Consider the following 23,746-nt stretch of genomic DNA (forward strand, 5'->3'; position numbering starts at 1 on the left):
AAAATAGGATGTCTAATAAAGAGCTTGTTCGAATAAAAAAATTTGATGTTGTAGGACATGATGAGCGTGGCTTGACGGCTGAGTTTTCCCTTCCAAGAAAACAAGCTGAGTTTGTATTTCTTACTCGAAAAGAAAAATCCGTCTCTGGAAACACTTATCATGAAGGAAAAAATACCGCGACAAATCCGAAAGTGTTTGTCTTGCTATCAGGAGATATTACATTTTCTTATAGGAAAATCGGAACAACTGAGAAATATAGTGAATTTATTCAAGCTCCTGCTGTAATAGAAGTTTCTCCGCACGTTACTCATAAGGTAGAGGCTCTTTGTGATTTTATTTTATTGGAATGTAACTCAATAAAAGACATACAAAATGACAGAATTAGAGAGGAAGTATAGAGTATATTTACGTCAAACATCATCCCGTTGCATTTAATTGATTTACAACGTCTACTTCAAAGGCATCCAGTTTTTGGCCGGAATCTGTTTTCGCAAATATGCCTAATTTACCATCACTGAATCCCAGTGTCAGAAAAGCAGCAATATCAATCAAAAACTTTTTAATGGCACCAATCCATTCCCGATGTTTATGCAGGATTTTACTTGCATTTCTAATGGCCATTTTACAATCGTCATATAGATTTTCTTTGAACGGTTGCTCTGCTCTAGCATGCAAAAACTTGTTCATGGCAGCTACCAAAGCTTCACAAAACACGGTTGTTGTCTGTGTGGCTTTTTCGTAGTCAGGATTTTTTTTGCTTTTTCCATCATTTCATCGTTTTTTGCGATAAAAATTACAAGATGCTTATCAAACTTCATTTCAGAAAGAAAAAGTAAACGATCAATTTGCTCCTGTTTTTTAGCGATGACCTCTTGCAGTGCTTGCGGTGGCTTTTTTAAATTTAAAACAGTGTAGGCGTCTTTTAAGGGACGAGAATCCCTTATTTTTTTAATTGCAGCAATAATGCTGAATGGATTTCCTGTAAAGACTGAGAAGGATCAAAATCGACATTAAGATGATCAATCTTCTTGATTGCTTGCGCAATCGTATTTTGAGCCTGCGCTGCTAGTTTTTCTTTATAATGAGGGTCTTCTGGATATCCTTTGCTTTTATTTACCCGGGTTCTATAGCGTTGTTGTTTATATTGAATGGCACCTGCTATTGTGCCATCGGCAGTTGTAACGTAATGCGATGCAGCATATTCTCTTAAGGTTTGTCCTTTTTTATTGATGATTAGGTGTTCATACTCGGGATGTTTTGTTAGATATTTTCCTATGAATGATACTGATTGCACATTTTTTACTAAGACTGGAGGTAAATCAAAGGGATCTACATGAAGTCTTGCTTTATGCTTTGGATCTTGTTTTTTACTTGTGCAAGTTGCGCATGTAGATCAACTATTTTAGACATATGAAATGCCTGATCAATACAAAAGATGCTACAACTGGAACTATCTTTTTGTAATTCTCCCATGGAAGTAATGACTTTAATCTTTTTCCCTTTGCTATAGTTTAAGAGCGGTTTTAAATTATGTTCATGACCAATGGCATCAAGAAAAAAATGCTTAATCGACCTGTTTTGTCTCGTTGTATGTCCATGACCGACCAATGCTCCCCGCTAGCAATTTTGAATATCAATTGCGTACGCTTTTGGCCATTTTTGCTGAGATTATCTAAAAAATCAGACAATGAGCAAGGATCATTACCTACAATAACATGACAATTAATATCGCGTTTTTCTTTTTTATCAGCAATCAGTAGTTCGATATCTGCTTTAGACGCACGATAGCGAAATAGCTCAGCCTCTTCTTTTGCAGGAATCATTTAAAATGCCTCTTAATGATGCAAAAAATGACATTTTGAATCATATATAATATAATGGAACAATTTTAACACAAATTTAATGTCAAGTCGCGTTTTTAGGGCTGCGTTTGAAAGATGGATTTCCGTGCCCTGCACGAAAAATATAATCAAAGTATAATTTTTCCCTATCCCCTGCTTTCATTCCTTGAATTTGATGAATGGTTTTTTGAAGAGAAATAATCATTTAATAGTTTCATTGTGATTGGCTTTAAAAGTTGACTGCCAAAGGTTTTGTCTGTAGATTTTGGCGCAGTTTTATCAGTCAAATTGCTTACAAAAATATATCGTTGGGAACCCTGCTCAACAAAGCCCACAAACCAGCCATCACGTAACGCACTTGGATTTACTTCCCTTTCATTCTGTCCATGCCGCCCAGAACCCGTTTTACCATAATAGTCAGCCCCATTATCAAGTTTTCCAAGATATAAGTTTGTTTTAGTATTTTCTATGGCTTCCTTGGTCACTGGCAATTCATAACTCAACATGGCTTTTAAGAAATTAAGCTGCTCCATGGCTGATATCTTTAAACTACTTGATAACCAGGCATATCTCAGTCCATTGTTTTTACCGGGATCGCCACTAAAATCCTGGTTGCCATAATCAAAGCCTGCCAAATAATGTTTGGTACGTGCATAACCTAATTGTGGAGTGATTTGTTGTGAAACCCAAACCACAGAATATTTAAGCCAGCTTCCGGGCGTTTGATCCTGCTCATGCTCTGCTAAAACCCCCTGCTCTCCCTGCCATTTAAACACGGTATTTTGATTGATGATGCCCTGATTAAATGCCATCAGCGACAAAGGAATTTTAAACGTAGAATCTGGGGCAATGCGCTCGCTACAACGATGATTTGGATTATATTGACTAACGATCTTGTGCTCATTCATATTATAAAGAATGAAACAAGCATCATAGTTTTTAAATAACTGGGAGTACTCTTGTGATGTGATCGCATAAGCAGCTGTGTTTATACTGATAGTCAATAAAGCAAGAGCAAACAATTTATGCATTTATACTTCCTTCTTGTCTTGCATCCACGTAAACCCAGGCTTTAACTCCTGATGCCAGTTGGACTTGAATGCGTTTATAATCTTTGCCCTCATAAGCATCTGCTTGTTCTAACTCATTCAAACTTATGTCAAATACCATGCCACAGACTTCATCAGACAATAACCCTGTGTAAGAAACAATGGGATATACTTTTTCTTCGCTTGCAGCAATCATATTCGCATCGGTAATTTCAACGCTGGACAACTTAAATCCTGATAAACGGTCTACTTGGCCTACCAATTTACGTCCAAAATTAGCAAACTGGACGGTCTCATATTGCAGTGTGCCATAAGAAAATAATTTTTCAGTATGATTCATAAATCACCTTATTACACTAAAGTTTGAAGGCAGCGCCAACCCCATAAGGAATATGACGCTCATGAAATACATTGGATAGTTCTGCCTGGGTTTTCCTGCCAGTACAATGCCCGGTAATCACATAGTCAGGGTTTATTATCTTTAAATCCACCAACGTTGAATGAACGCGGTTAACAAACTCCTCACCTGCCAAATGAAACCCACCTATGAGACAGTGAATTAAGAAGATTCATGGCCTATCTGGTCGATATTGTGATTCATTCCAATGAATGCCTGTCGAGCTTTTGGTAAACGGATCAGAGACATTATCCATTAAAACAAACAGTTCCAACGCATCTATTTCTTGCAATGCATACATACAATAACAGCCTTAAACGTTAACCCACCCGCGTCTATTTTTTAGATAAACTAAGAATTTACTATCAATGTTTTATCCAGTAAATCAACTTTTAATTGCTGATACAAGGCTAAAAAGGTTTTACTGAATGCAAAACGCGGATATTTTACTTTTTCCAGATCGGCGATTGTAATATTAAATGGAATATAAGACTGCTTTGCTTTAAGTCGCTGAAAGATAGGGCAAATGGCATCGGCAGCTTTTGCAATTTTTGCTTCAAGACTTTCACCCTGCTCAAATTCATGCCATAACTCCCGCAAATGTTGCCCAAATGGCGGATAAATATCAGCAAGCCTTTCCAATGCTTCCGCTTCAATTTTTTCTTTTTCTTGCCGTGCTTTCGTATCAAAAGCAATGACATCCCCAGCGTAAATTTCCACAACATCGTGAATGAGTGACAACTTAATGGCTTTTAATTCATTAATGTCAGCAAACTCTTTTTTAAGTTCCCCCATAAGCATCATCGTGATCATGCTGACTGACCACGAATGTTCAGCAGTACTTTCTTTTCTATCAGAATGAGTTGTTGTATTTCGAAAAACAAGTTTAAGCTTGTTTAACTCTAAAATAAGTTGATATATATCTTGGATAGGTTGCATGGTATCGGCCAATAAACGAATGTTCCTATCATAACTCATTCCAGGTCAGCCTCAAAACCCAGGCCTACTATCATGATGGGGAGATTCTGATTCTTGTGTTTTTGTTTCAAAAGTCATTGCCTTGAACAATACTTCGGAATGCGGGATTGGGACTCCTAATTCTTGTTGTACAAAGCCTGAAGTTTTCAAAGCAGTGGTTGCTGTCTGCCTATCCCCTTGCGCCAGAGTCAGTGATATTTTTGCGGTGGTTGACCCAGGCATAAGCTCTTCTTCTGGTAAAGAAGCACATTTCATGATGGATACCATAGCATTTTTAATTCTATTAAATCCATCCGCTATGTAATGCACACATGACCAAAACCATTGACTTAATTTATTAATAAGATTGGACCAAATTCGTTGAATACCGTTCGGTGGGAAAATGATTTGAGATTCGAAATCTGGAATATTGGCACGCTCTGTTGGAGTAAGCGTCTGGAAGGCGCTGGTTACAGAAGCAAGTATTTTTTTCTGTAAAGATTCTTCACCATAAAGCCTGGCATAATCAAATGCATTTAAACCATACGCTGTTCTCTCAAATGCTTTTGTCACCAGTTCTTTTGGGCGTATGGCCATTTGTGATAACACCCATTCAACCATCTCCTCGTTACCATGACGAATCGCCAAATGAAGCGCATTAAATCCAGCACCATCCTTAAAAAACAATCGTTCTGGTTCTTTAGCCATGGCTTGCACATTATGCAAAGCACCATTGTAGAATGCGTTTTTTAATAAAGTCAGCCAAGTTTCCGCCCTATAGCTATAGAACTCTTGCTCCAGCTTTTGCAGTAATATGAGTGCTGAGTTCCCTTTGGCACTCATGGCCGCGTTTAAAGCAAGCAGAAACTCGAGACGTCCGACGGCATGTTCATTCAGTTTACTCACTATTTCATAAACAAGATCATCCCTATCAGCATTTACCGCTTTTTCTAAGGCTTTGAGCAGTTGCTCCTGGCCTAGCTCATCATCCAAATCCTCAGGAAGAAAATATTGCAAACAAGTTAGAGTCGCGTTTTGATACAATAGATATTCGAAAAACGGATTGTTAATGAGCGCCCATTGCTCCTCTGCAGTAAACCTGCTTAATTGCGAAACAACCACATCTGCATCATTCACTTGTATGGCCAGAATGAGGCGCTCTATACGCTCATCCTCAAACTCGTTCGGGGGCGGTATGTTATCTGCGTTTATTCTTGCGCACTCTAATAATGATTTCCCTTCCCCATCCTTAATTAAAAAATGCAGTGATTGCACAGGGATGGTCGCGTCTAGTTCAACCAATGCTTTGCTTAATTCAATGTTTTCTTCGCCAATAACCTGAATGCCTGCTATTAAAAATCCTTGAGATTTATAAAAATCCGCAACTTCGAATAACTTATTCGTTAATTCATCGACAGAAAGTCCAGATAATTGACCCGTAGGATTATCCGCACTCAATAAATTCAAATCAAAGAGAGTCCAGGTTTTATGTGCTTGATCATAATGAAAGCCAACACCATGGCCATTCGCATTCAACATGAGAGGATATGGTTTGCCCGATTCTTGCGCTTTCTCCAAAATGGGCGTTAACCTGATTAAATAATCATTTAAGGTTGCTGGAGCAAACGCCCGCGTAACCCCATGGATTCGAGTCACTGCAGGATTTCGTTCGCCGCTAAAATCAGAAAAAAGTTTCAGTTTGGCTGCCATATCCATTTGACTTATTGCAACCTCCCCAACCAGACTAATGTCGGAATGAGACGTTAGCAGCATTTTCTGCATTTGAAAAAATGCTTCTATCTCAAGCAGTTGGTATTCTTTCTCAGTGATTGGCATACCATTTTTTACCTTGGTACGTACTGCCGTAATGCCTTCAATCAGTGCTGTAGGTGAATGAAAGTAGGTACTTAAGGTAATAAGTCGAGCCTCAAAAGAGGATAAATCACGAGCAAACATGGCATTCATCCACATCCCCACTCCGCCATAACAAAGCCCATGGGGAGCCGAAGCTGAAAACATTTCGGCCATCTTGCCTAAGATAGTATGAGAAAACATAAGACTATTTACCTTACAAAAGTGTTTACATATTATACACCAAATGGATCGTTTTATGGAAAAAAAGCATCTTATCCACAAAATCTGTGGATAAGTCTGTGTTTAGACGGTTGAATACCTTATAAACATAGGTTGTTCAAGAAGTGCATCGTTAATGCACACGATGAACCACTAAATAAACAACCTGTTTTTTAAAGCCTGTGCTATGCAATTCAAACCACATTAATAAACCATAGATTGAATACTCTGCCTGTTTATCGCCCTAGCATCTTTAATCGTTCCTCATAAGCTTCTTCTGCTTCCTCAGAGAGATCACTGACTCGTGTTAAAACTTCTGTTGGCAATTGCTGGAAGAAACTTAAGCCTTTGCCAGCCGCGCCTTCATGACGTATTTTATCAATCATCATCAGATTATTAATGGTTCTTGCTAACCGATATTCAGCTAAAATGGGCAATTGTGCGGGTGCAACAGCTCTTTGGCTCACCCGTTGGATGCCTCGTTCTGGTGTTTCTTGTTTAAATAAGACAGAATCGGCCAAATCCGTCTCAGTTAATGCAATGGCATAAGGTCCCACAAAAAATGAATCTCCATGAATGACATTCGCCCCTATTTTCATGGTAAATCCAAAAGGAATTTGAAATGCCGCAAAACTAAAGCGACCATCCCCTAAATTAACTCCAAGAATCAGTGCGCCACTACAATCGCGGGATAAGGGTGTAAACACATGAGCAAATGGATGGGTTTCAACAAACAAACCACCTCCCCCTGCTATATTCATTACGTATTGCTCAATATAATCTTTATCAAAATCATATTGCACCAAATAAAGCTCTTCCAATTCTTTATGAGCAACGGGGTCGATGGTCACAGGTTCTTTTAGAGAAATCAGCTCTGCTCCATAATGCTTTAAGAAAGATGGTGGAACAGCAAGCGCATTCATTTTAGGAATATCGACAAGTTTTATATCCTTAGGAATTAACAATACCCCTAACCCACCAAATACGCTGGCATCCCTGCCACTTCTTGCTGCTTCTACGGAGCGATGTTTCCAGGTTGCCTCAACAATTAATTCTTCTGGCTCTACGGGTTCAGCATCATAGCTGATGGGCAAATCATCCGCTTGCAGCCCAGTTACTGCTAATAAATCAACTTGTGTCCCTGCCCTAAGGATCGCATGAGCTTCCATTGCTTTCATTAAAGGTCTAATGGGGTTATCAGGATTTCTTCTATCCACCATCGTCGATTTTAATGCATGTTCGTGACTGGCAGCTACCTCATCATCTAATTTACTTTTCATGCACATGGTGCATCGGCATATATCACTATGTGGTCTTGCCTGGCCACCAGCCCCAGCAGAAGTTGCTGCACTGTGTTCAGTACTACCCGCCGTTAATCCCTCACTAATTGTTTTGGTTGATGATCCTGAAGTAGGCTCGGGCATAATTATGCTCCATAATTAAACTATATGAACAATTATAGACTAACTATGGGTTTTGTTTTTATTTTGTTCTTGTTGATTAAATAATAAATAAATTTATTTATACTAAATGATGTGGGTCATGAAGGTTTTCGGGGTATCTTCTTCATATTGATATTGCGCAATATATTCAGAAAATTTGTCTAATTGATGGAGAAAAAATCCGCTATGCCTGAATCCTTGAGCATGGAGGTGCCAATTGATAACTGAGGCGTAAATCTTATCCAGGATGTTTATCACACCATTAATTACTGCATTTCTATTACCAATATGGGGCTCAAAATAGCTGTGTATTTCTATTCATGGCCTGCATCTAACTCAAGCACGGTGGGTTTTGAATTAAAAAATTGATTTTGTCATTATTTAAAAATATCGATTATAAATAGATAAGTATGTTCCATCATTTTCCATATCAATCAAGGCCTTATTGATTCGAATGATGAGTTGGGCATTGTTGATGTTTGCCAAGATCCCATAACCAAGACCAACTGGGATAGGAGCTCCAACATATTTAAGATTTTGGGGGTTATTCTCGACCCAATAGGAAGCGTCAATATAATCAAACATAATAAGATCAATCTTACGACTCTCTAAATCATGTAGCATATCTTGTTGTTCTGCGTAGGTAATCACCTGAACATTATTGTATTTTTCTAATAACAGATCTTGAAATATAGTACCTTTTTCAACACCAATGCGTTGCCCTTTATTGATGTTATTATCATTGATATTAGAGTCAGCATTTGTGAGTAATTGCGCTTTAGATTGCAAATAAGGTAAGCTAAATAAGAAATATTGCAGTCTTGCTTGGGTAATGAAAAAACCATCTATCCCTAAATCTGCTTCTCCGGCCTGAACAGCCGCCATAATATCGGAGAATGTCATCGCCTTATAAATACACGACGCATTAATACGGCGACAGACTTCATTGACAATATCAATTTCAAACCCAACAAAAACTCCCTTATCACTAGCTTGCATTTCCATAGGAGGATTAAAAGGAGAGGCGGCAACAATGAGTTGTTCGGCAAGTAATTGGGAACACATCAAAAAAGAAAAAAGCAACACTCCTAGTATTTTCATAAACGATGTGCTTTATTTTTCAATGACATGTTTAATAGTCTAGACAAAATGATCAATATATTCCAATCTAAAATGAACGATCATATAGTGAGTGAGTCATGACGATAACTCATCCTTCCTCCTTAATTCCTTGTTTATAATTTTTCCAAAATAAGCTAGCAAATGATCATCAATCCACCATCAACGAACGCTTGTTTGATACGCTTCCTATAGCCGCCGAAACTCTGAAAAACTAACACCTAAAAACTCTACTTATTTGTTTTTATCTCTTTTAATCATATATTAATGACAACTAACATTTATTAATAACTGGGTATAACAACGAAATAGGCTTTAATCTAATACAAGTAAAAACCTGAAAAATATGACGGTATAAAAAGGAATCATTGCACAGGAGATAGGTCATGAGGGTATTAATTGTTGGTGCGGGCATTGCCGGCTTAAGTTTGGCAGCACTGCTAAAGCAGCGTGGTTTGGAGCCTACCGTAATAGAAAAGTCAGCATCATTTGGCGCCGTGGGATACATGCTTGGATTATACCCAACAGGGGCTAATGTATTGCGGGCTTTAAATTGCTATGATCAATATCTTGAAGTTTCAGTACCTGGTCAAGCGTATGCAGCCTATACGAGTGACAATAAACTGCTTAAACAATTCTCTTTTACACCGATGGTAGAACAATATGGCCCTTACCAATTAATTACGCGCTATGAGTTATTGTACATTCTTCGCCAAACCTGTGGTGATTTAAACATCCGTTTCAATACGGAAGTATCTTCGTTGACGCAAAATGAACATGAGGTCGAAGTCCAGTTTCATGATAAAACCAAAGCTCGATTTGACTTGGTGGTGGGTGCAGATGGACTCCATTCTCAAGTTAGAAGTTTTATTTTAAGCAGTCATGAATATCAGTATTTTAATACCGGCTGGGGTGGTTGGGTATGGTGGTCTCAAGGAAAAACATTACCGGGAAACACCATTCAGGAGTTCTGGGGGCAAGGTACTTTTTTAGGCGCCTATCCAGTTAAAGGAAAAGCAGGTCTTATTGCAGCAATCGATTCTCCCACAGCAGAAAAAGCATTGGAGGGAGAAAAAAGTCGACAAGAATTTATTTCACAGAAATTTGCCAAAGTTTTTCAGCAGCACCCAGATTTTTTGAATGATTTACCACCAGATCAAGAACCTGTATTTTTTTGGTCTTTAAACGATCAGCGGGCTACAACCTGGCATAAGGGGCGTGTGGTACTGGTTGGTGATTCTGCTGCTGCGTTTTTACCAACTGCAGGCGTCGGAGCTTCCATGGCATTAGAATCGGCTGCTGTTTTAAACGACGTTTTATCTCGCACCAGCACTGAATTTATTCCTCATGCTTTAAGTTTATTCGAGAAACGCCGAAAAGCACGTGTTGAAGGCGCGCAAAATGACTCACGCAAATTAGCAAAAATGATGTTTGTCAGCTCTTCTTTTGCAACATGGATGAGAAATTACTTTACTAAGGTGATGTCTGTGCAGTCTTTAATGAAAAGTATCATGAAAGGATTTGATGAGCCAATTTAACGTTTAGTCAACAGATCCTTTATGACACTCCTTAATCAATAACGTACACTCATAAGTGTATGCTAAAGTTGCTTATGAAAGGAACTCTTCTATTTTTTATTTTTTCATTTTATTCAGCAATGGGATTTTGTGATACTATACTATCCAATAATCAGCCCCCTGCTGAGGGCAACTTTGCCTTGCCAGCTCCTCAACAACCAGGGCCATTTCTTTCATTTGGACAAAATATTATTGGGAAGAATCAGATTCAAATTGATTTTGATCCTAGCTACTTATACCAAACCAATAGTTCTTTTTTAGCACTCAGCACTTCTTTTTTATATGGCCTAAGCGATACAGCTTCTATCTTTTTCACACTTCCTGTAGCTGTCAAATACACCACAGGATCTAATCACTCTTCAGGCCTCTCAGACGTAAGTTTGCAAGGAGAGTATGCTTTTTATGACAATTCAAACAGCAAATCAACGCAACAGGCAACCATGGTTACAGCCATTACGTTCCCCACAGGTTCATCAACTAAAAATCCTCCAACAGGCAACGATACTTACAATTTTTTCATAGGCGGTACTTATAATCAGATATTTATCGATTGGTCATGGTTTGTGTCTCCCGGCATTAATTGGTTTGCTGTCAAAGATCATACTCTTATGGGTTCCCAATATCTGTATCAATTCGGAATAGGAAAAAACTTTCAAAGCCAGCGCGATCGTTTTATATGGGCAGGCCTGCTGGAATTGGATGGTGTTTATTCTGAAAAAACAAATTATTTGGAAAAAAGATCCAAATTCAGGTGGCAACATCGTCAATATCACACCTTCTTTATGGTACTCCACTCAGACTTTAATTATCCAAGCTGGTATTGCCTTCCCGCTGCTCCAACAATGGAATGGTAATCAAAGTAAAACAAATTATTATGCTACAGCAACTCTGACTTGGACTATCGATTAGCTATTGCAGTCATTTTTCTGCACAGAAAAAATGTATGATGTCTATGCTTAAAATTTTCTAATATTTTTTATCAAAAATCTGGTGATGCAGCACACAATAAGCTAGATTAATAAAATCATTTTTGGTTCTTGGAGAACAATATGGCTTTTTTTCTAGGCAAATCTCCCCTGGAAATAAAAAATGCTTTAAATGAGTCTTCACTAGAACAATTAGAATTGTTAAAAACACAATACAATCTCACCCTGACAAAGTTATCTAGACGTCAACAATTGACAGAAACGTCATTGCAGCAATGCACAGCTCAACTGCTTGACAAAGAATCACAATTGACAAGTCTTAAAGCTAGAGAACAAGAAATTATTGAGCAGGAAGAAGCAAGAAAGCAAGCACTGGCTGATAGCCTTGAGGACCGATCTGTTGACAATTATCTTATTCGAATTTCTTTACTGAGCTATTCTCCCATGGCTGCGTATCATGATGAGATGCAACGTATTTCTGCAAGTATCCACCAGTTAAATGAGCAAGCTAACAAAACTAGAATTCATTTAGCCACGCTTGCAAAACTCATCAGGACAGAAGAACAGGAACTTAATATCTTAAATCCAATTTTGCAGCGGAAAATCCTCGGGGCAGAAATGAAATTGACTTCTCAACCCGTCATTAGCTAGCAAATGTCTATTCCAAAGACAAAAAAATCAAAGCCATAATGGCAAACAGCATACCAATGCCTTGTTTCCAGGTGACGCCCTGTTTTAAGAAAAGAACGCAAAATAATAACGTAATAAAAGGATACATGGATGTAATTAAGATAACAGGCATCGCTGGCCCTTTGCGCAAGGCAATAATAAAAAAAATACAACCAATGCCATTGGCCAGACCATTCAGCAAACCGTAAGCACCTCCTTTCATAGAAAGCTCAGGCTTAAACCCTAAAAGAAATAAGGCAATGAACCCAGCCACTAACACACCAAGGCTTGAATAAAAAACGGTAGAAAGCGGTTGAATCAGACTGGATGCTTTTGCGCCCCAGTATCCCCAAACACCATAAAGAAATAAAGAAACAAACGACGGCAAATACCAAGCGCTGATGGTCATAATGAATCCAAACCCCTAAGGATTCGGCATTATAATGTATTTATTTAACCTTGCGTACCTGTAACTTATAGAATCATCAGTAAAAATCGTTGGACTGAATTAAATCATCGATAAGTTATCTAATTTCTTAACGCTCCGAACAACTCTAGGACTTTTGACAAAATCATAGGGAAATATCATGCGAAATAATCTTAATTTCTTCTTGCTGAAGATAGGCCAGAATCAATGTATATTCCGGCACCTCAAGCCAGGTCGTTGTGTCCTCTGTCAACGGTTCTGATGCAATAATAATACTTGATTTATTTTTGCCGCTTTTCATTTTGTATTCATTATCATAATATCCATAGCTTTCACCATAGGTATACCATAATGAATGGTAAGAAAAATGACTCGAGGGCGGCGCATTATCTGGCAACCATCCATAGTCCAGTACAAATCGAGTGGCAACAATAAATTCACCATTCGTAATAAAAAGATTAACGGGTGAATTTATCGCAATATCATGTTGATGACGAACGTATTTAAGTATTTTTAATGTTGAAATAATTGCATTAACAATATCATCAATTTCATACGTTCCCAATGGATTTGATAACTGTGACAAAAAGACGGCATAAATCCATTCGCTGTCCGTTGTTCCTTTTATGAGTTTTCTATAATCATCGTGTATGTATTCGAGTAAATCGTAGCGCATTGTATTAAAATTATGAAGCGAGCCATTGTGCGCCAAAGCAATATTGGAGTCGGGAAATACAAATGGATGAACATTTTGATTAGCCACCACTTGGGATTCATGGTAAGACACCCCTCGCAAATGGGCAAGCAAACAATGAGGGGTAATTTTTGAGGCTAGATGGCGTAAATTTTCATCGTAAAATGGCAGTTGTGGGGTTTTATACAAATAAGGTTTTAACGGATTGCGTGAAGTATGCTCCCAAGCCGCCATGCCAAAACCAGCCAAATTAAGCAGATAGGACATGTACTTTGGATGATAGCTTTGTTTGATAAATGAATTATCAGGTTTATAAAGCAATTCTTCAACCATCACTGGCCGCCCAAGATAAGACAATATTCTACACATACCCGTTCACCTGTTATAGGCCTCAATATGCAGCCTGATATCTAATTTATTAATTGATTTACTAAGAGCCACTAATGATTCACAAATCAGATTAAATAGTTTGTACCAAAGCTCAGGATGATGTACTTCAAAAAAATTCAGAGCTTTTTCCGGAATTTTTAATAGTACCGCCGATTCGCAAGTCAAAAAGGTGATGGTAAATTCAGAATTACGATCCACACAGGCAATGCTTGCAAATAATGATCCCGGTCCAATAACGGATAATTTGGCAAGTTTATTGTCTTGCATAATACTGGATTGCACAGCACCATGAAGAACAATAAAGCAAGAAGCATTTTTCTCTCTTTCATGAATTAAAATGCAATCTTTTGGCGCTTCTAAAAAGGTAGAATGTGCAAATAAAACCGTTAAATCATCTGGGGTAAATCCCTGGAATATCGGTTTCCCCTGTAGCAGCGTCTTGGCTTCCTGATCAGACATGGAAGCGAGCTTTTTTGGCTGAGTTAATGTATGAATAACCCGGCCAAAGAAGGATAAAGTGATCATATCAGAATGAGCTATAAACGCCGTTGCTTTATCATGAATGCGTTTCAAGTGATGACAAACCTGCACGCTAACCGCATTAAGAATTTTATACTGCGTCTGTGGAAAATAGCTTGCCAACAGTTCAAAATAAAGAGGGGTAATATGTAAACACTCAACCTGTTCTTGAGCCACGGCCGAGGTTGCACATGGAGCGTCTTCAATAAAACTTGCCGCCCCTATAAAATGACCTACGGTAAGGGTTTCTATTTTTTGTATCCCTTTCCCCAAAATTCTTGCCATCAAATCAACCCGACCTGCAACAATAAGATAAAAACCATCTGTATTCTTACCCTGTTGTATAATAAGTGCATTGGGTTCAAACACCACGATATCACAATGGGTTAGCATCTGTTCCAACTCATGGCGACTCAGATAATGACTTAATACACCGTGTTGCAAATATTTAATTTGAGCTTCTAATTCGGCTTTGCGGATTAAGCCATTTTTTTTATAATTCATTTTGACCTATCCATTGTCTATATTGTTCAGCAACCACCTGTGTAAATGTTTGATATTCTTTAAATATTTTTCTTAATAAAATCACATCACTTTTATTATTAATCACATCGTCTCTAAGACTTGCAATATAAGCATCACTGTCAAGCTGTCTCGTATATTGCTCCATTTTTTCATGGTATCGAGCACATCATCAAGAATCAAATCATGTTGATTAGTATAAGGATTAATAAACGTCCCACTAGGACCAAAACGACTGGCCTGAAAACGATTATAATTATATAAATAATATAAATCCCGCGAGATAAGTTCAGGCCTTTCCATTAAAAGATAAAGCGCTAATGCTTGAACATAAGCAGCCATGGCAACGGATTTTTTTATAGTAAGCGGTGTATCGAATACTCGTATCTCCACCGTTCCAAATTCGGGCTTAGGTCGAATATCCCAATAAATATCTTTCATGGTTTTGATGAGTCCCCAATCCCGCATTTTATAAAAATAATTAGAAAATTCCTGCCAATCTTTAAAATAAGGCATCACACCGCTTGATGGGAATGAATTAAAAATAGAAGAGCGTGCAGAAAAAAAACCTGTATCAATGCCTTGATAAAAAGGTGATGAAGCGCTTAATGCGATAAATTGCGGTACATATCTTGCGAGAGCATGCGTCAAATAAATTGCATCATCGCCACTAGCACAACCTACGTGAATATGTTGGCCAAATACCGTTGCTCGTTTGCTTAAGTAACGGAATCGTCGAGAAATTTTTCTATACCGCTGGCTTGGGTATATTTTTTGCATGGACCATTGCTGAAAAGGATGCGTCCCTCCTCCACAAAAACCTATGTCAGTACTTGCGGTCTTTGATTTTAAAAAAGATTGCAATTCCAACAATTCTTGTAATAGCGTTGTTGGAGCATGATGAATCGATGAATTTATTTCTATCATGCTTTGAGTTATTTCAGGTTTTATTCTTTCTTTATAGTTTATTTCATTTAAGTTTCTAAAAAATTCTTTTGCGCGAGAAATTAAAGAAAAACTATGAATATCAATAATCTGAAACTCTAACTCAACACCAATGGAAACCTTCTTGGAGGTTTTAAACGGCAGAACTTTCATCTTCGTCCTTGAGTCTATTAATTGCTTTTCTAATATTATTGTCTATATAAAAGTATAGTTGATACTAAAGTTAACAGGCGATTCTTAAAAATCATGCAGAAATATCTGATAAAAACTGACCGCCTTGGTTTGCGTTTTATTACTAAAGAAGATATCCACTATCTTGAAGAGTTGGATAATGATCCAGAAGTCAAAGAGTATTTTCCCTCTGGTACGCTCGATCGCAAAGAATTGCAACAACTCATAGAAGATTATTTGTCCAACTGCAAACATCGCAATTTACCTGCCTTTGTAGTTTTTAGGCGGGATACTGAACAATTTGTGGGAAGAGCTTATTTTGATCATTATGAAACAGGCGAGGTTAAAATCGGCTATCTGTTTCATAAAAACTATTGGGATAAGGGATATGCCAGTGAAATATTGTGTGCTTTATTAGATTGGGCCAAAAAAAATATTGATGCAGACTACATTATTGCCTATGCGGATAAGGATAATAAAGCGTCTTTTCGCGTCATGGAAAAATGCGGCATGACCTATTATAAAGATGGGACATACAAAGGTATGAAAAGCAAATTTTATCGAATAAAAAACCAGGAATAGGTCACGATTCTATGACAAAAAAACAACATTCTAGGAGTACTTTAATTTAAACAAAAAAAATGAATCACATTCCGCAGCACAGACTCACAAATTTTTAGCTGGTCGATACTGATGTATTCATTTGGGCGATGAGCCTGCTCAATATGGCCAGGACCACAAATCAGTGTTGGAATATGAGCACGCTGAAATAACCCAGCCTCAGTAGAATAAGAGACTTTAAAGCGCTCTTTTTCTCCTGTAATCGTGCGCACCAAACTTGTAATTGGTTCATCTTCAAGCGCAGTAAATCCGGGGGCATCGGACGTTAAATCCAGATAGATGGCCGCCTCTGAGTACACACTCTGCATCTCAGGAAGCAACGTATGATTGATATAGTTTTCAATTTGGCTGCGTATATTCTCAAGAGAACTATTAGGAATATAACGTATTTCAAAAATAAACTCGCAATTACCTGGAATGATGTTACTTGCTTCGCCGCCACTAATGATGTTGGTGGTCATGGTAGTAAATTCCACATCAAAATCATTATCAAATGGCCCTTCTTTTTTTAAATAATCTGCAATTTGCTTAATATAGCAAATGAGGCGGCAAGCGTATTCAATGGCATTACACCCTCGAGTTGTTAATGATGAATGAGCTGCAAGTCCTCTAATTTGACAATGATATACTTGTCGACCTTTATAGCCCACAATAGGACGCATTCCGGACGGTTCTCCGACAATACACGCTTCTGGATGAATTCCAGCTCTTTGCAGATAATCCAATAAATAAGGCACACCCAAACAACCAATTTCTTCATCGCAGGTAAAAGCAACATGAATGGGTTTCTTTAATTTTAATGTTTTAAATTCTGGTAACAAAGCTAATACGACGGCAATAAATCCTTTCATATCGGCTGTTCCTCGGCCATAGATCTTTCCATGATGTTCTGTTGCAACGAATGGATCACTATCCCATAGCTGCCCGTCTACCGGCACAACATCCGTATGTCCTGATAGTATAATACCGCCCTCTACTTCGCCGTTTTTTGCTGGGATGGTTGCAAACAAGTTCGCTTTTTTTTCATGGCGCCCCAAAATAATTTGGGAAGCCAGATGATGACGTTTACACCAGGCTTCAATCACTTCGATTAACGGTATATTGGTATTGCGTGATGTAGTATCAAAACTTATCAGACTTGCAAGCCATTGCTGTGCATCCATGTTGTTCTTCCTTAACCATCAATCATTTTTCAAACCGGTGATAAGTATAGCGCATCTAAATTAGGTTGAATTGATTCTTGATCTTAAACTCTATAAAAGCGATTATTTTGGTTTTCACAAATCGGAGTTGGTGTGGAACAAGAAACCATGGAATACGATGTACTGATTGTCGGAGCTGGTCCTTCTGGGTTAGCAGCAGCAATTAAATTAAAGCAATTAGCCGCTGCCCAGAATAAAGATGTTCGTATATGCGTTCTGGAAAAAGGAGCACAAGTTGGGGCACATATTTTATCTGGTGCGGTATTAGAGCCTCGCAGTTTACAAGCCTTATTACCAGATACTTGGCAAGAAGCCCCTCTGGATTCCCCAGTGACTCAAGATGAATTTTATTATATGACCCAAAAGCGCGCGGTTCGCCTTCCTACTCCCAAGCCAATGAAAAATCATGGAAATTTTATCATTAGCCTTGGCGAACTATGCAAGTTTCTAGCCATCCAGGCCGAAAAATTGGGATGTGAAATCTATCCAGGATTTGCTGCGACTGACATTCTGTACAATGGCAAGGGAGAAGTCATTGGGGTAGCAACCGGCAATATGGGGATTGATAAAGAAGGCAAAAAAACGGCAAACTACCAACCCGGCATGCATCTTCATGCCAAGCAAACCCTATTTGCCGAAGGTTGTCGAGGTCAATTAAGCCTTAATTTAATGAACCGCTTTCAATTATATCAAAACGTTCAACCACAAACTTACGGTTTGGGCATAAAGGAAATATGGCAAATTCCACCTGAAAAACATCGCCAAGGATTAGTAATCCACACCGTGGGCTGGCCGCTTGACCATAAAACGTATGGAGGTTCTTTTATTTATCATCTTTCTAATCATCAAATCGCTATTGGATTTGTGGTTGGCCTTGATTATCAAAATACCTGGTTAAATCCTTTTGCAGAGATGCAACGCTTCAAAACCCATCCGCTCGTAAGTGATGTATTACATCGTGGTGAACGTGTTGCTTATGGCGCCCGAGCTTTAAATGAAGGCGGCTGGCAATCCATACCTAAATTGACTTTCCCAGGCGGTGCTTTGATTGGTGATGCTGCAGGTTTTCTAAACGTCGCCAAAATAAAAGGCATACACACGGCCATGCAATCTGGTATGTTTGCTGCAGAAGCCTGTTTTGAACTATTATCGCAAGACGTGCAAAACCCTATTGAATTAATTAACTATTCTGACAAAATTAGGCAATCATGGGTCGCAAAAGAGCTTTATAAAGTACGAAACATTCGACCAGGTTTCCGCTATGGATTGATTGCTGGCTTGGCCAATGCTGCGTTTGAAACGTATATCATTCGCGGTAAATCGCCCTGGACACTTGCAAATCATGCTGACCATTTAACATTACAACCAGCAAGCAAATCAAAAAAAATCAACTACCCGAAGCCCGATGGCATTTTAACCTTTGACCGTTTGTCATCCGTTTATTTATCCAATACGTTTCATGAAGAAAATCAGCCCTCTCACTTGAAACTGCGCGATAAAACATTAGCAATAGAAATTAATTATAAGCAATACGCTTCGCCTGAAACACGGTACTGCCCTGCTGCCGTTTACGAAATTATAGAAGAATCATCCGGACCAAGATTGCAAATCAATGCACAAAACTGCATCCATTGCAAAACTTGCGATATTAAAGATCCACGACAAAATATTGTTTGGTGCGCGCCGGAAGGCGGCGGTGGCCCTAATTACGTTGGTATGTAAATTAAAAATATGAAGTTACAGCGGCAAGGCGTGTTGTTATTTGTGGGGGATGATTGTAGACTTGCCTTGGTTTTATTTTACAAACTTCTGTCTTAACGTCCCAGTGGCACAGATGGATAGCGCAGCCCCCTCCTAAGGGGCAGGTCGCAGGTTCGAATCCTGCCTGGGACGCCACTCTACGTATTGAAATTGATAACCAGGTTAGATAGTGCGATAATACGCGCACATTATTACCAGTTGTCATGCTATGAGTAAACTTAAATGTGCGGTTATTGGCGTGGGATATCTTGGACGATTTCATGCCCAGAAATATTGTTCTTTAAAGGATGATGTAGAGCTCATTGCCGTTTGTGATGTTAATCCAGACGCGTGTGAAGCCGTTTCAAAAGAACTGAACGTACCAGCTTATTTTAACTATCATGATTTGTTTGGTCAGGTTGATGCGGTCAGCATCGCAGCCACAACAAATATGCACTATCAAATCGCTAAAGACTGTCTGGAACAAGGCATTCACGTTTTGTTAGAAAAGCCAATGACAGAAACCGTTGCTCAGGCAAAAGAACTCATTACACTGGCTGCCGCTCATCAAACCAAACTTCAGATTGGTCATTTAGAACGATTTAACGCGGCACGACTTGCACTCGATGATCATCTTGATCAACCATTATTTATTGAATCTCAAAGACTGGCTCCATTTAATCCACGAGGAACTGATGTGAATGTGATCCTGGATTTAATGATTCATGATATTGATATCATTCAAACCATTGTTCGAAGCCCTATAAAAAGCATTGAGGCTCAAGGCGCACCTGTCTTGACCAAATCCATTGATATCGCCAATGCGCGCATTACGTTTGAAAATCACTGTGTTGCAAATGTTACTGCCAGTCGCATCAGTTTTAAAACAGAAAGAAAAACCCGTATCTTTCAGAAAGATTCCTACATTTCCATTGATTATCAAAACAAGCAATTCGCCGTTTTTCAAAAAGGAGAAGGTGAAATGTTTCCCGGTATTCCCGAGATTACGCGTCATCAATCCGCTTTTGAAAAAGGAGATGCCTTACTTGAAGAAATTAAGGCTTTTATTCAATGCATCCAACAAGATAGTAACCCTCTCGTTACTGGTGAAGAAGGATGCGCTGCTTTATCAACTGCGGAAAAAATAACATCGCTGATTAACAAAAATCTGACTGCACGATATGCAACCAATTAAGCGACTGGTCATCATTGCTGGTGAAGAGTCAGGTGATATCCATGCAGCTGCTATTATTCGAGAATTGCAGGTCACTTACCCTGCACTACAAATTAGCGGCATTGGCGGACAGCATATGCAAAAAGCCGGCGCCACTCTTATTAGCGACCTCGCCCGCTTTGGTGTCACTGGCATTTCAGAAGTCGTACGTCATCTTCACACGATAAAAAAAGCATTCAAAGACATAAAAGCTCATCTAAAAGAAAACAAACCGGATTTATTGATTCTGGTTGATTATCCTGGATTTAATCTTCGCTTGGCTAAATACGCTAAACAAGAATTGGGCCTTCGTATTCTCTACTATATCAGTCCGCAAATTTGGGCTTGGAAAGCAGGCCGTATTAAAACGATTCGGGATAACATTGATCACATGGCTGTCATTTTTCCTTTTGAGAAAAAACTTTATGAAAATGCAGGAGTTCCAGTCACATATGTAGGCCACCCTTTGGTAGAAAAGATAAATAACTGCCCTGATATGAAAACGGCACGGCATACGCTTGGCTTACCACAAAATAAACGCTTAATTGCCATGCTTCCCGGTAGTAGAACTCATGAAATTGAACGGCACATGCCCATATTAGTCAGTAGCGCTCAACAGTTAACCGCGCAATTTAGTGATTTGCATTTCGTAATCCCCATTGCCAGCACCATTGATTCTGACATGGTAAACAACTATTTTACTAATTACGCCATTGATTATACCCTCATTCAAGGGAATGCTATGCACGTGGTTGCCGGCAGCAACTGTGTGATTGTTGCCTCAGGAACCGCTTCCTTGGAGTGTGCGTTACTTGAAAAACCAATGTGTATTATTTACAAAGCTTCCTTATTAACATTTATCGCCGCGTCCAAGCTGATGAAAGTTAAATATTTAGGTTTATGCAATTTATTACAGAATAAAATGATTGTCCCTGAATTACTGCAATATGATTGCAATCCACTGGAAGTAACCCGCCTTGTTTCAGAATTATTAATGAACCCAAATACTTCCCAGGGTATAACAAAACGCTTGCATATGCTTAAATCCTCACTTTCAATACAACAAGCTGACTGTAAAATAAGTGCGTTGATTGAACGTGAAATGAATAAACTTAATAGCAACTCCTAGCTTATCATTTATCCTTCATGTACAATAAATTTTGCTTTCATTGCCTTTGAAAGCATTTGGAGAGTTTGATTTAACCAAGATAAGGAAGTTACGATGAATGTCACTGAAATACAAACCAATAGCAACGTCAAACAAGAGCAAGGACTTCAAGATTTAGTATACACCTTGGTCAGCCGCTTCTTAGCTGACAATAAAAATAAATCTATTGACGGTCTATATGACATGATTCTATCTGAAGTAGAGCCTCCTCTTTTACAGGCGGTTATGGAGAAGCGCCGAGGAAATCAACTTCAAGCCGCAAAAATGCTAGGGATTAGCCGCGGAACCATCAGGAAAAAATTACAGCGTTATTTTGGAACCAAATATTTCCGTTTAACTGAGGAATAATACTTTTGCCCTAATAAGAAAGGCCCATATATGGGCCTTTCTTATTTAATCTCAAATGCAACTTGCAATATCTATATTAGAGCCTAAATTACATTCTTTGAGTTACTGATTGCATGTCTTCAAGAGATTTTACATGTTGCTCTATAGTCATAGGATTAGCCTGAACAGCTTTATCAGAAAACAAGGATGCAAGCCAATTAAAGAATCGCACAAGAAGATTACTGCTGCTTTCCTCTATATGGGGGGTTATGTCAATATGAAGTGCTTGAACGGCTTCATGAGTCTCTGTGAGAATTAACTTGGTTGACTCCATGCATTCTAGTAAAGAGCTAATATTAGTATCCTCTCTTACAGTCTCGCGTAGCACTTCCAAATTCAGCCGTGCACCGCGACATAAATCCAAAGCATGCTGAATAGCGGCTGCCCTGTCATCACCTTTTGCTAACTCCACTTCCAAAATTCGCATGGTTTCATTGACGTCTGTAGAAACTTGATTAATTTTAATCATTAATTCATCTTGTGCTTTTTGCCTTTGAGAAGCTTGATTATTTTGTAAATAAGCCATTCTCCTTTCCACTTGCGCATCCATAGATTGCATTGTTCTATTAAATTGAGCAGAATCAAACTCATCGGCATGTGGAGGTTTACCAATACATTCGACAAATGCCAAACCACCTGCAATAGCATCATTCATGCCATGACCTAAATTATAGTTTGGTGTTCTTCGAGCATCTCCAATTCTTGCGAATTTCCCTGCCTGAACATCAATTAAAGAATGTTGGGATTGTCTCATCCTCATTTCAAATACCGTTGCTTGTAGAGCATCTTCAGCTCTATTACCCGTAACCCGATATTCCAAATCATCAATATTTACGCCATATTTTTCCTTAATCGCTGCCCCAGCCCATTGCTTTAATAATTCCGGTCTATCCTCTTCACTCGCTCGAAAGATGGATTGAGGCACTTCACCTGCGAAATAAAATTCAGTTAAATCTTTATTTGGAAATACATAACATTTCGGCATGAATGTTTCCATCCAACCAAGTTTAGCCACTTTTGTACCTCGAACTTGTTTGAGCGCCTCATCTACTGCCGCGCCCTCTTTTAATTTTAATTGTACAACAGCATGATATGGGTGCCTCTCCTGTTCTTTGCTATCAGCATACGAAATTTCTTTCCCCAAACCATCACGAACCATATCAGCCACACCATGACGTGCCCCGTCTGCACCAAGCAAATGCCTAAAATGATACTTTTCACCCGTCCCTAACTCGACATAATCGGCGCCATCTCCTGCTTTAATTGCGCTAATTGCATGCTCAGTTCCTTTAGTAGCTTGAACAATCGTAACATTTTCCATCGTTTCTAATTTTCGATAAATATACATTTCAATATCTTTTGTCTTGAGTGTTCCCTCTTTTGCATAGTTATCCCAAAATACTTGATCTAAAGGATCAGCAGGATTTCGTATCTCACGAAGAAACTTTTCTGTCTCTTCAGATACAACTAATCTCTGCCCACGAATATAATCTTTTCGATCAGTGAAAGCGACCACTCTCAAACCTTTTTGAGCAGCTTTATAAGCGGCAGCCAAACCGCCAGGACCCAAACCAACAATAGCCACGTCAGCAGGAGAATCTGCTTCATCGTACATATTAGGCATAAGCACACTCATTTTGAGTATTTCTTACTCAAAGATGTAGCATATGGATAGACATTATACAAGTAAAATAGGT

General features: G+C 38.7%; 25 protein-coding genes, 1 tRNA gene and 1 pseudogene. 10 read left to right on the plus strand and 17 right to left on the minus strand.

Features of this window, described 5'->3' with window-relative positions:
• Positions 1–8: 8 nt before the first annotated feature.
• Positions 9–398 (plus strand): polysaccharide biosynthesis C-terminal domain-containing protein, encoded by a 390-nt coding sequence (locus LOA_RS07085; protein ID WP_025385726.1) that lies wholly within the window; start codon positions 9–11, stop codon positions 396–398.
• A gap of 19 nt (positions 399–417) precedes the next feature.
• Here LOA_RS07085 and LOA_RS07090 read toward each other — a convergent pair whose 3' ends face one another.
• The 11 genes and pseudogenes from LOA_RS07090 to LOA_RS07130 form a co-directional block, all read right to left on the minus strand.
• Entirely contained in the window at positions 418–687 is a 270-nt protein-coding gene (locus LOA_RS07090; protein ID WP_025385727.1) for a hypothetical protein, read from the minus strand.
• 253 nt (positions 688–940) lie between these two features.
• A pseudogene (locus LOA_RS07095) lies at positions 941–1,345 on the minus strand (YopJ family acetyltransferase); the annotation flags it as partial.
• A gap of 178 nt (positions 1,346–1,523) precedes the next feature.
• Complete coding sequence (locus LOA_RS07100) at positions 1,524–1,823, minus strand: hypothetical protein (protein WP_025385729.1); 300 nt, start codon at positions 1,821–1,823, stop codon at positions 1,524–1,526.
• 164 nt (positions 1,824–1,987) lie between these two features.
• Positions 1,988–2,872, minus strand: a complete 885-nt coding sequence (locus LOA_RS07105; protein ID WP_025385730.1) for a penicillin-binding transpeptidase domain-containing protein — start codon at positions 2,870–2,872, stop codon at positions 1,988–1,990.
• Positions 2,865–3,230 (minus strand): gamma-glutamylcyclotransferase family protein, encoded by a 366-nt coding sequence (locus LOA_RS07110; RefSeq protein ID WP_025385731.1) that lies wholly within the window; start codon positions 3,228–3,230, stop codon positions 2,865–2,867. The genes LOA_RS07105 and LOA_RS07110 overlap by 8 nt, the downstream gene beginning before the upstream one ends.
• Before the next feature lie 16 nt (positions 3,231–3,246).
• Positions 3,247–3,423: a hypothetical protein gene (locus LOA_RS14710; protein WP_156411357.1), complete on the minus strand. Its 177-nt coding sequence runs from the start codon at positions 3,421–3,423 to the stop codon at positions 3,247–3,249.
• 36 nt (positions 3,424–3,459) lie between these two features.
• A complete protein-coding gene (locus tag LOA_RS15830; RefSeq protein ID WP_272946924.1) occupies positions 3,460–3,588 on the minus strand; it encodes a hypothetical protein in 129 nt (42 codons plus the stop codon).
• Positions 3,589–3,638: 50 nt separating this feature from the next.
• A complete protein-coding gene (locus LOA_RS07115; RefSeq protein WP_081724974.1) occupies positions 3,639–4,265 on the minus strand; it encodes an HD domain-containing protein in 627 nt (208 codons plus the stop codon).
• Between the two features lie 12 nt (positions 4,266–4,277).
• Complete coding sequence (locus LOA_RS07120) at positions 4,278–6,299, minus strand: ankyrin repeat domain-containing protein (protein WP_147370112.1); 2,022 nt, start codon at positions 6,297–6,299, stop codon at positions 4,278–4,280.
• Between the two features lie 254 nt (positions 6,300–6,553).
• Positions 6,554–7,741, minus strand: a complete 1,188-nt coding sequence (locus tag LOA_RS07125; RefSeq protein WP_025385734.1) for a hypothetical protein — start codon at positions 7,739–7,741, stop codon at positions 6,554–6,556.
• Positions 7,742–8,140: 399 nt separating this feature from the next.
• Positions 8,141–8,860, minus strand: coding sequence for a transporter substrate-binding domain-containing protein (locus LOA_RS07130; RefSeq protein WP_025385735.1), 720 nt, complete (start codon positions 8,858–8,860; stop codon positions 8,141–8,143).
• 404 nt (positions 8,861–9,264) lie between these two features.
• Here LOA_RS07130 and LOA_RS07135 point away from each other — a divergent pair, with 404 nt between their 5' ends.
• From LOA_RS07135 to LOA_RS07145, 3 genes are all read left to right on the plus strand, one after another.
• Positions 9,265–10,416, plus strand: coding sequence for an FAD-dependent oxidoreductase (locus LOA_RS07135; RefSeq protein WP_025385736.1), 1,152 nt, complete (start codon positions 9,265–9,267; stop codon positions 10,414–10,416).
• Between the two features lie 74 nt (positions 10,417–10,490).
• Positions 10,491–11,309, plus strand: a complete 819-nt coding sequence (locus LOA_RS07140; protein ID WP_052335919.1) for a hypothetical protein — start codon at positions 10,491–10,493, stop codon at positions 11,307–11,309.
• 195 nt (positions 11,310–11,504) lie between these two features.
• A complete protein-coding gene (locus LOA_RS07145) occupies positions 11,505–12,032 on the plus strand; it encodes a hypothetical protein (RefSeq protein ID WP_025385737.1) in 528 nt (175 codons plus the stop codon).
• Positions 12,033–12,039: 7 nt separating this feature from the next.
• On the opposite strand, the gene LOA_RS07150 is transcribed toward LOA_RS07145, so the two are convergent.
• The 4 genes from LOA_RS07150 to LOA_RS07165 all read right to left on the minus strand — a co-directional run bounded on the left by LOA_RS07150 (position 12,040) and on the right by LOA_RS07165 (position 15,700).
• Entirely contained in the window at positions 12,040–12,459 is a 420-nt protein-coding gene (locus tag LOA_RS07150) for an EamA family transporter (RefSeq protein WP_025385738.1), read from the minus strand.
• Between the two features lie 163 nt (positions 12,460–12,622).
• Positions 12,623–13,540: a class II glutamine amidotransferase gene (locus tag LOA_RS07155; RefSeq protein WP_025385739.1), complete on the minus strand. Its 918-nt coding sequence runs from the start codon at positions 13,538–13,540 to the stop codon at positions 12,623–12,625.
• 6 nt (positions 13,541–13,546) lie between these two features.
• Positions 13,547–14,584: a Crp/Fnr family transcriptional regulator gene (locus LOA_RS07160; RefSeq protein ID WP_025385740.1), complete on the minus strand. Its 1,038-nt coding sequence runs from the start codon at positions 14,582–14,584 to the stop codon at positions 13,547–13,549.
• Between the two features lie 102 nt (positions 14,585–14,686).
• Entirely contained in the window at positions 14,687–15,700 is a 1,014-nt protein-coding gene (locus LOA_RS07165) for a YbdK family carboxylate-amine ligase (RefSeq protein ID WP_238551181.1), read from the minus strand.
• 93 nt (positions 15,701–15,793) lie between these two features.
• Between LOA_RS07165 and LOA_RS07170 the strand changes: the two genes are divergently transcribed.
• Positions 15,794–16,300 (plus strand): GNAT family N-acetyltransferase, encoded by a 507-nt coding sequence (locus LOA_RS07170; RefSeq protein WP_025385741.1) that lies wholly within the window; start codon positions 15,794–15,796, stop codon positions 16,298–16,300.
• 41 nt (positions 16,301–16,341) lie between these two features.
• On the opposite strand, the gene argE is transcribed toward LOA_RS07170, so the two are convergent.
• Positions 16,342–17,502 carry an acetylornithine deacetylase gene (gene argE, locus LOA_RS07175; protein WP_025385742.1) on the minus strand — a complete coding sequence of 387 codons (1,161 nt, stop codon included), beginning with the start codon at positions 17,500–17,502 and terminating at the stop codon, positions 16,342–16,344.
• Between the two features lie 132 nt (positions 17,503–17,634).
• On the opposite strand from argE, the gene LOA_RS07180 reads away from it, so the two are divergent.
• The 5 genes from LOA_RS07180 to LOA_RS07200 all read left to right on the plus strand — a co-directional run bounded on the left by LOA_RS07180 (position 17,635) and on the right by LOA_RS07200 (position 22,010).
• Positions 17,635–19,263, plus strand: coding sequence for a 4Fe-4S dicluster domain-containing protein (locus tag LOA_RS07180; protein WP_025385743.1), 1,629 nt, complete (start codon positions 17,635–17,637; stop codon positions 19,261–19,263).
• A 97-nt stretch (positions 19,264–19,360) separates the two neighbouring features.
• Positions 19,361–19,437, plus strand: a tRNA-Arg gene (locus LOA_RS07185).
• A gap of 73 nt (positions 19,438–19,510) precedes the next feature.
• Complete coding sequence (locus tag LOA_RS07190; protein WP_025385744.1) at positions 19,511–20,476, plus strand: Gfo/Idh/MocA family protein; 966 nt, start codon at positions 19,511–19,513, stop codon at positions 20,474–20,476.
• The gene (gene lpxB / locus LOA_RS07195; protein WP_025385745.1) at positions 20,463–21,623 is read left to right on the plus strand and encodes a lipid-A-disaccharide synthase; all 1,161 of its coding nucleotides are present in this window, start codon (positions 20,463–20,465) and stop codon (positions 21,621–21,623) included. The genes LOA_RS07190 and lpxB overlap by 14 nt, the downstream gene beginning before the upstream one ends.
• 93 nt (positions 21,624–21,716) lie before the next feature.
• Entirely contained in the window at positions 21,717–22,010 is a 294-nt protein-coding gene (locus tag LOA_RS07200; RefSeq protein WP_025385746.1) for a helix-turn-helix domain-containing protein, read from the plus strand.
• Positions 22,011–22,098: 88 nt separating this feature from the next.
• Here the strand turns inward: LOA_RS07200 and LOA_RS07205 are convergent, their stop codons facing one another.
• The gene (locus tag LOA_RS07205) at positions 22,099–23,685 is read right to left on the minus strand and encodes an NAD(P)/FAD-dependent oxidoreductase (RefSeq protein WP_118996646.1); all 1,587 of its coding nucleotides are present in this window, start codon (positions 23,683–23,685) and stop codon (positions 22,099–22,101) included.
• Positions 23,686–23,746 lie beyond the last annotated feature (61 nt).

Source organism: Legionella oakridgensis ATCC 33761 = DSM 21215, from assembly GCF_000512355.1.
GTDB classification, from domain to species: domain Bacteria; phylum Pseudomonadota; class Gammaproteobacteria; order Legionellales; family Legionellaceae; genus Legionella_A; species Legionella_A oakridgensis.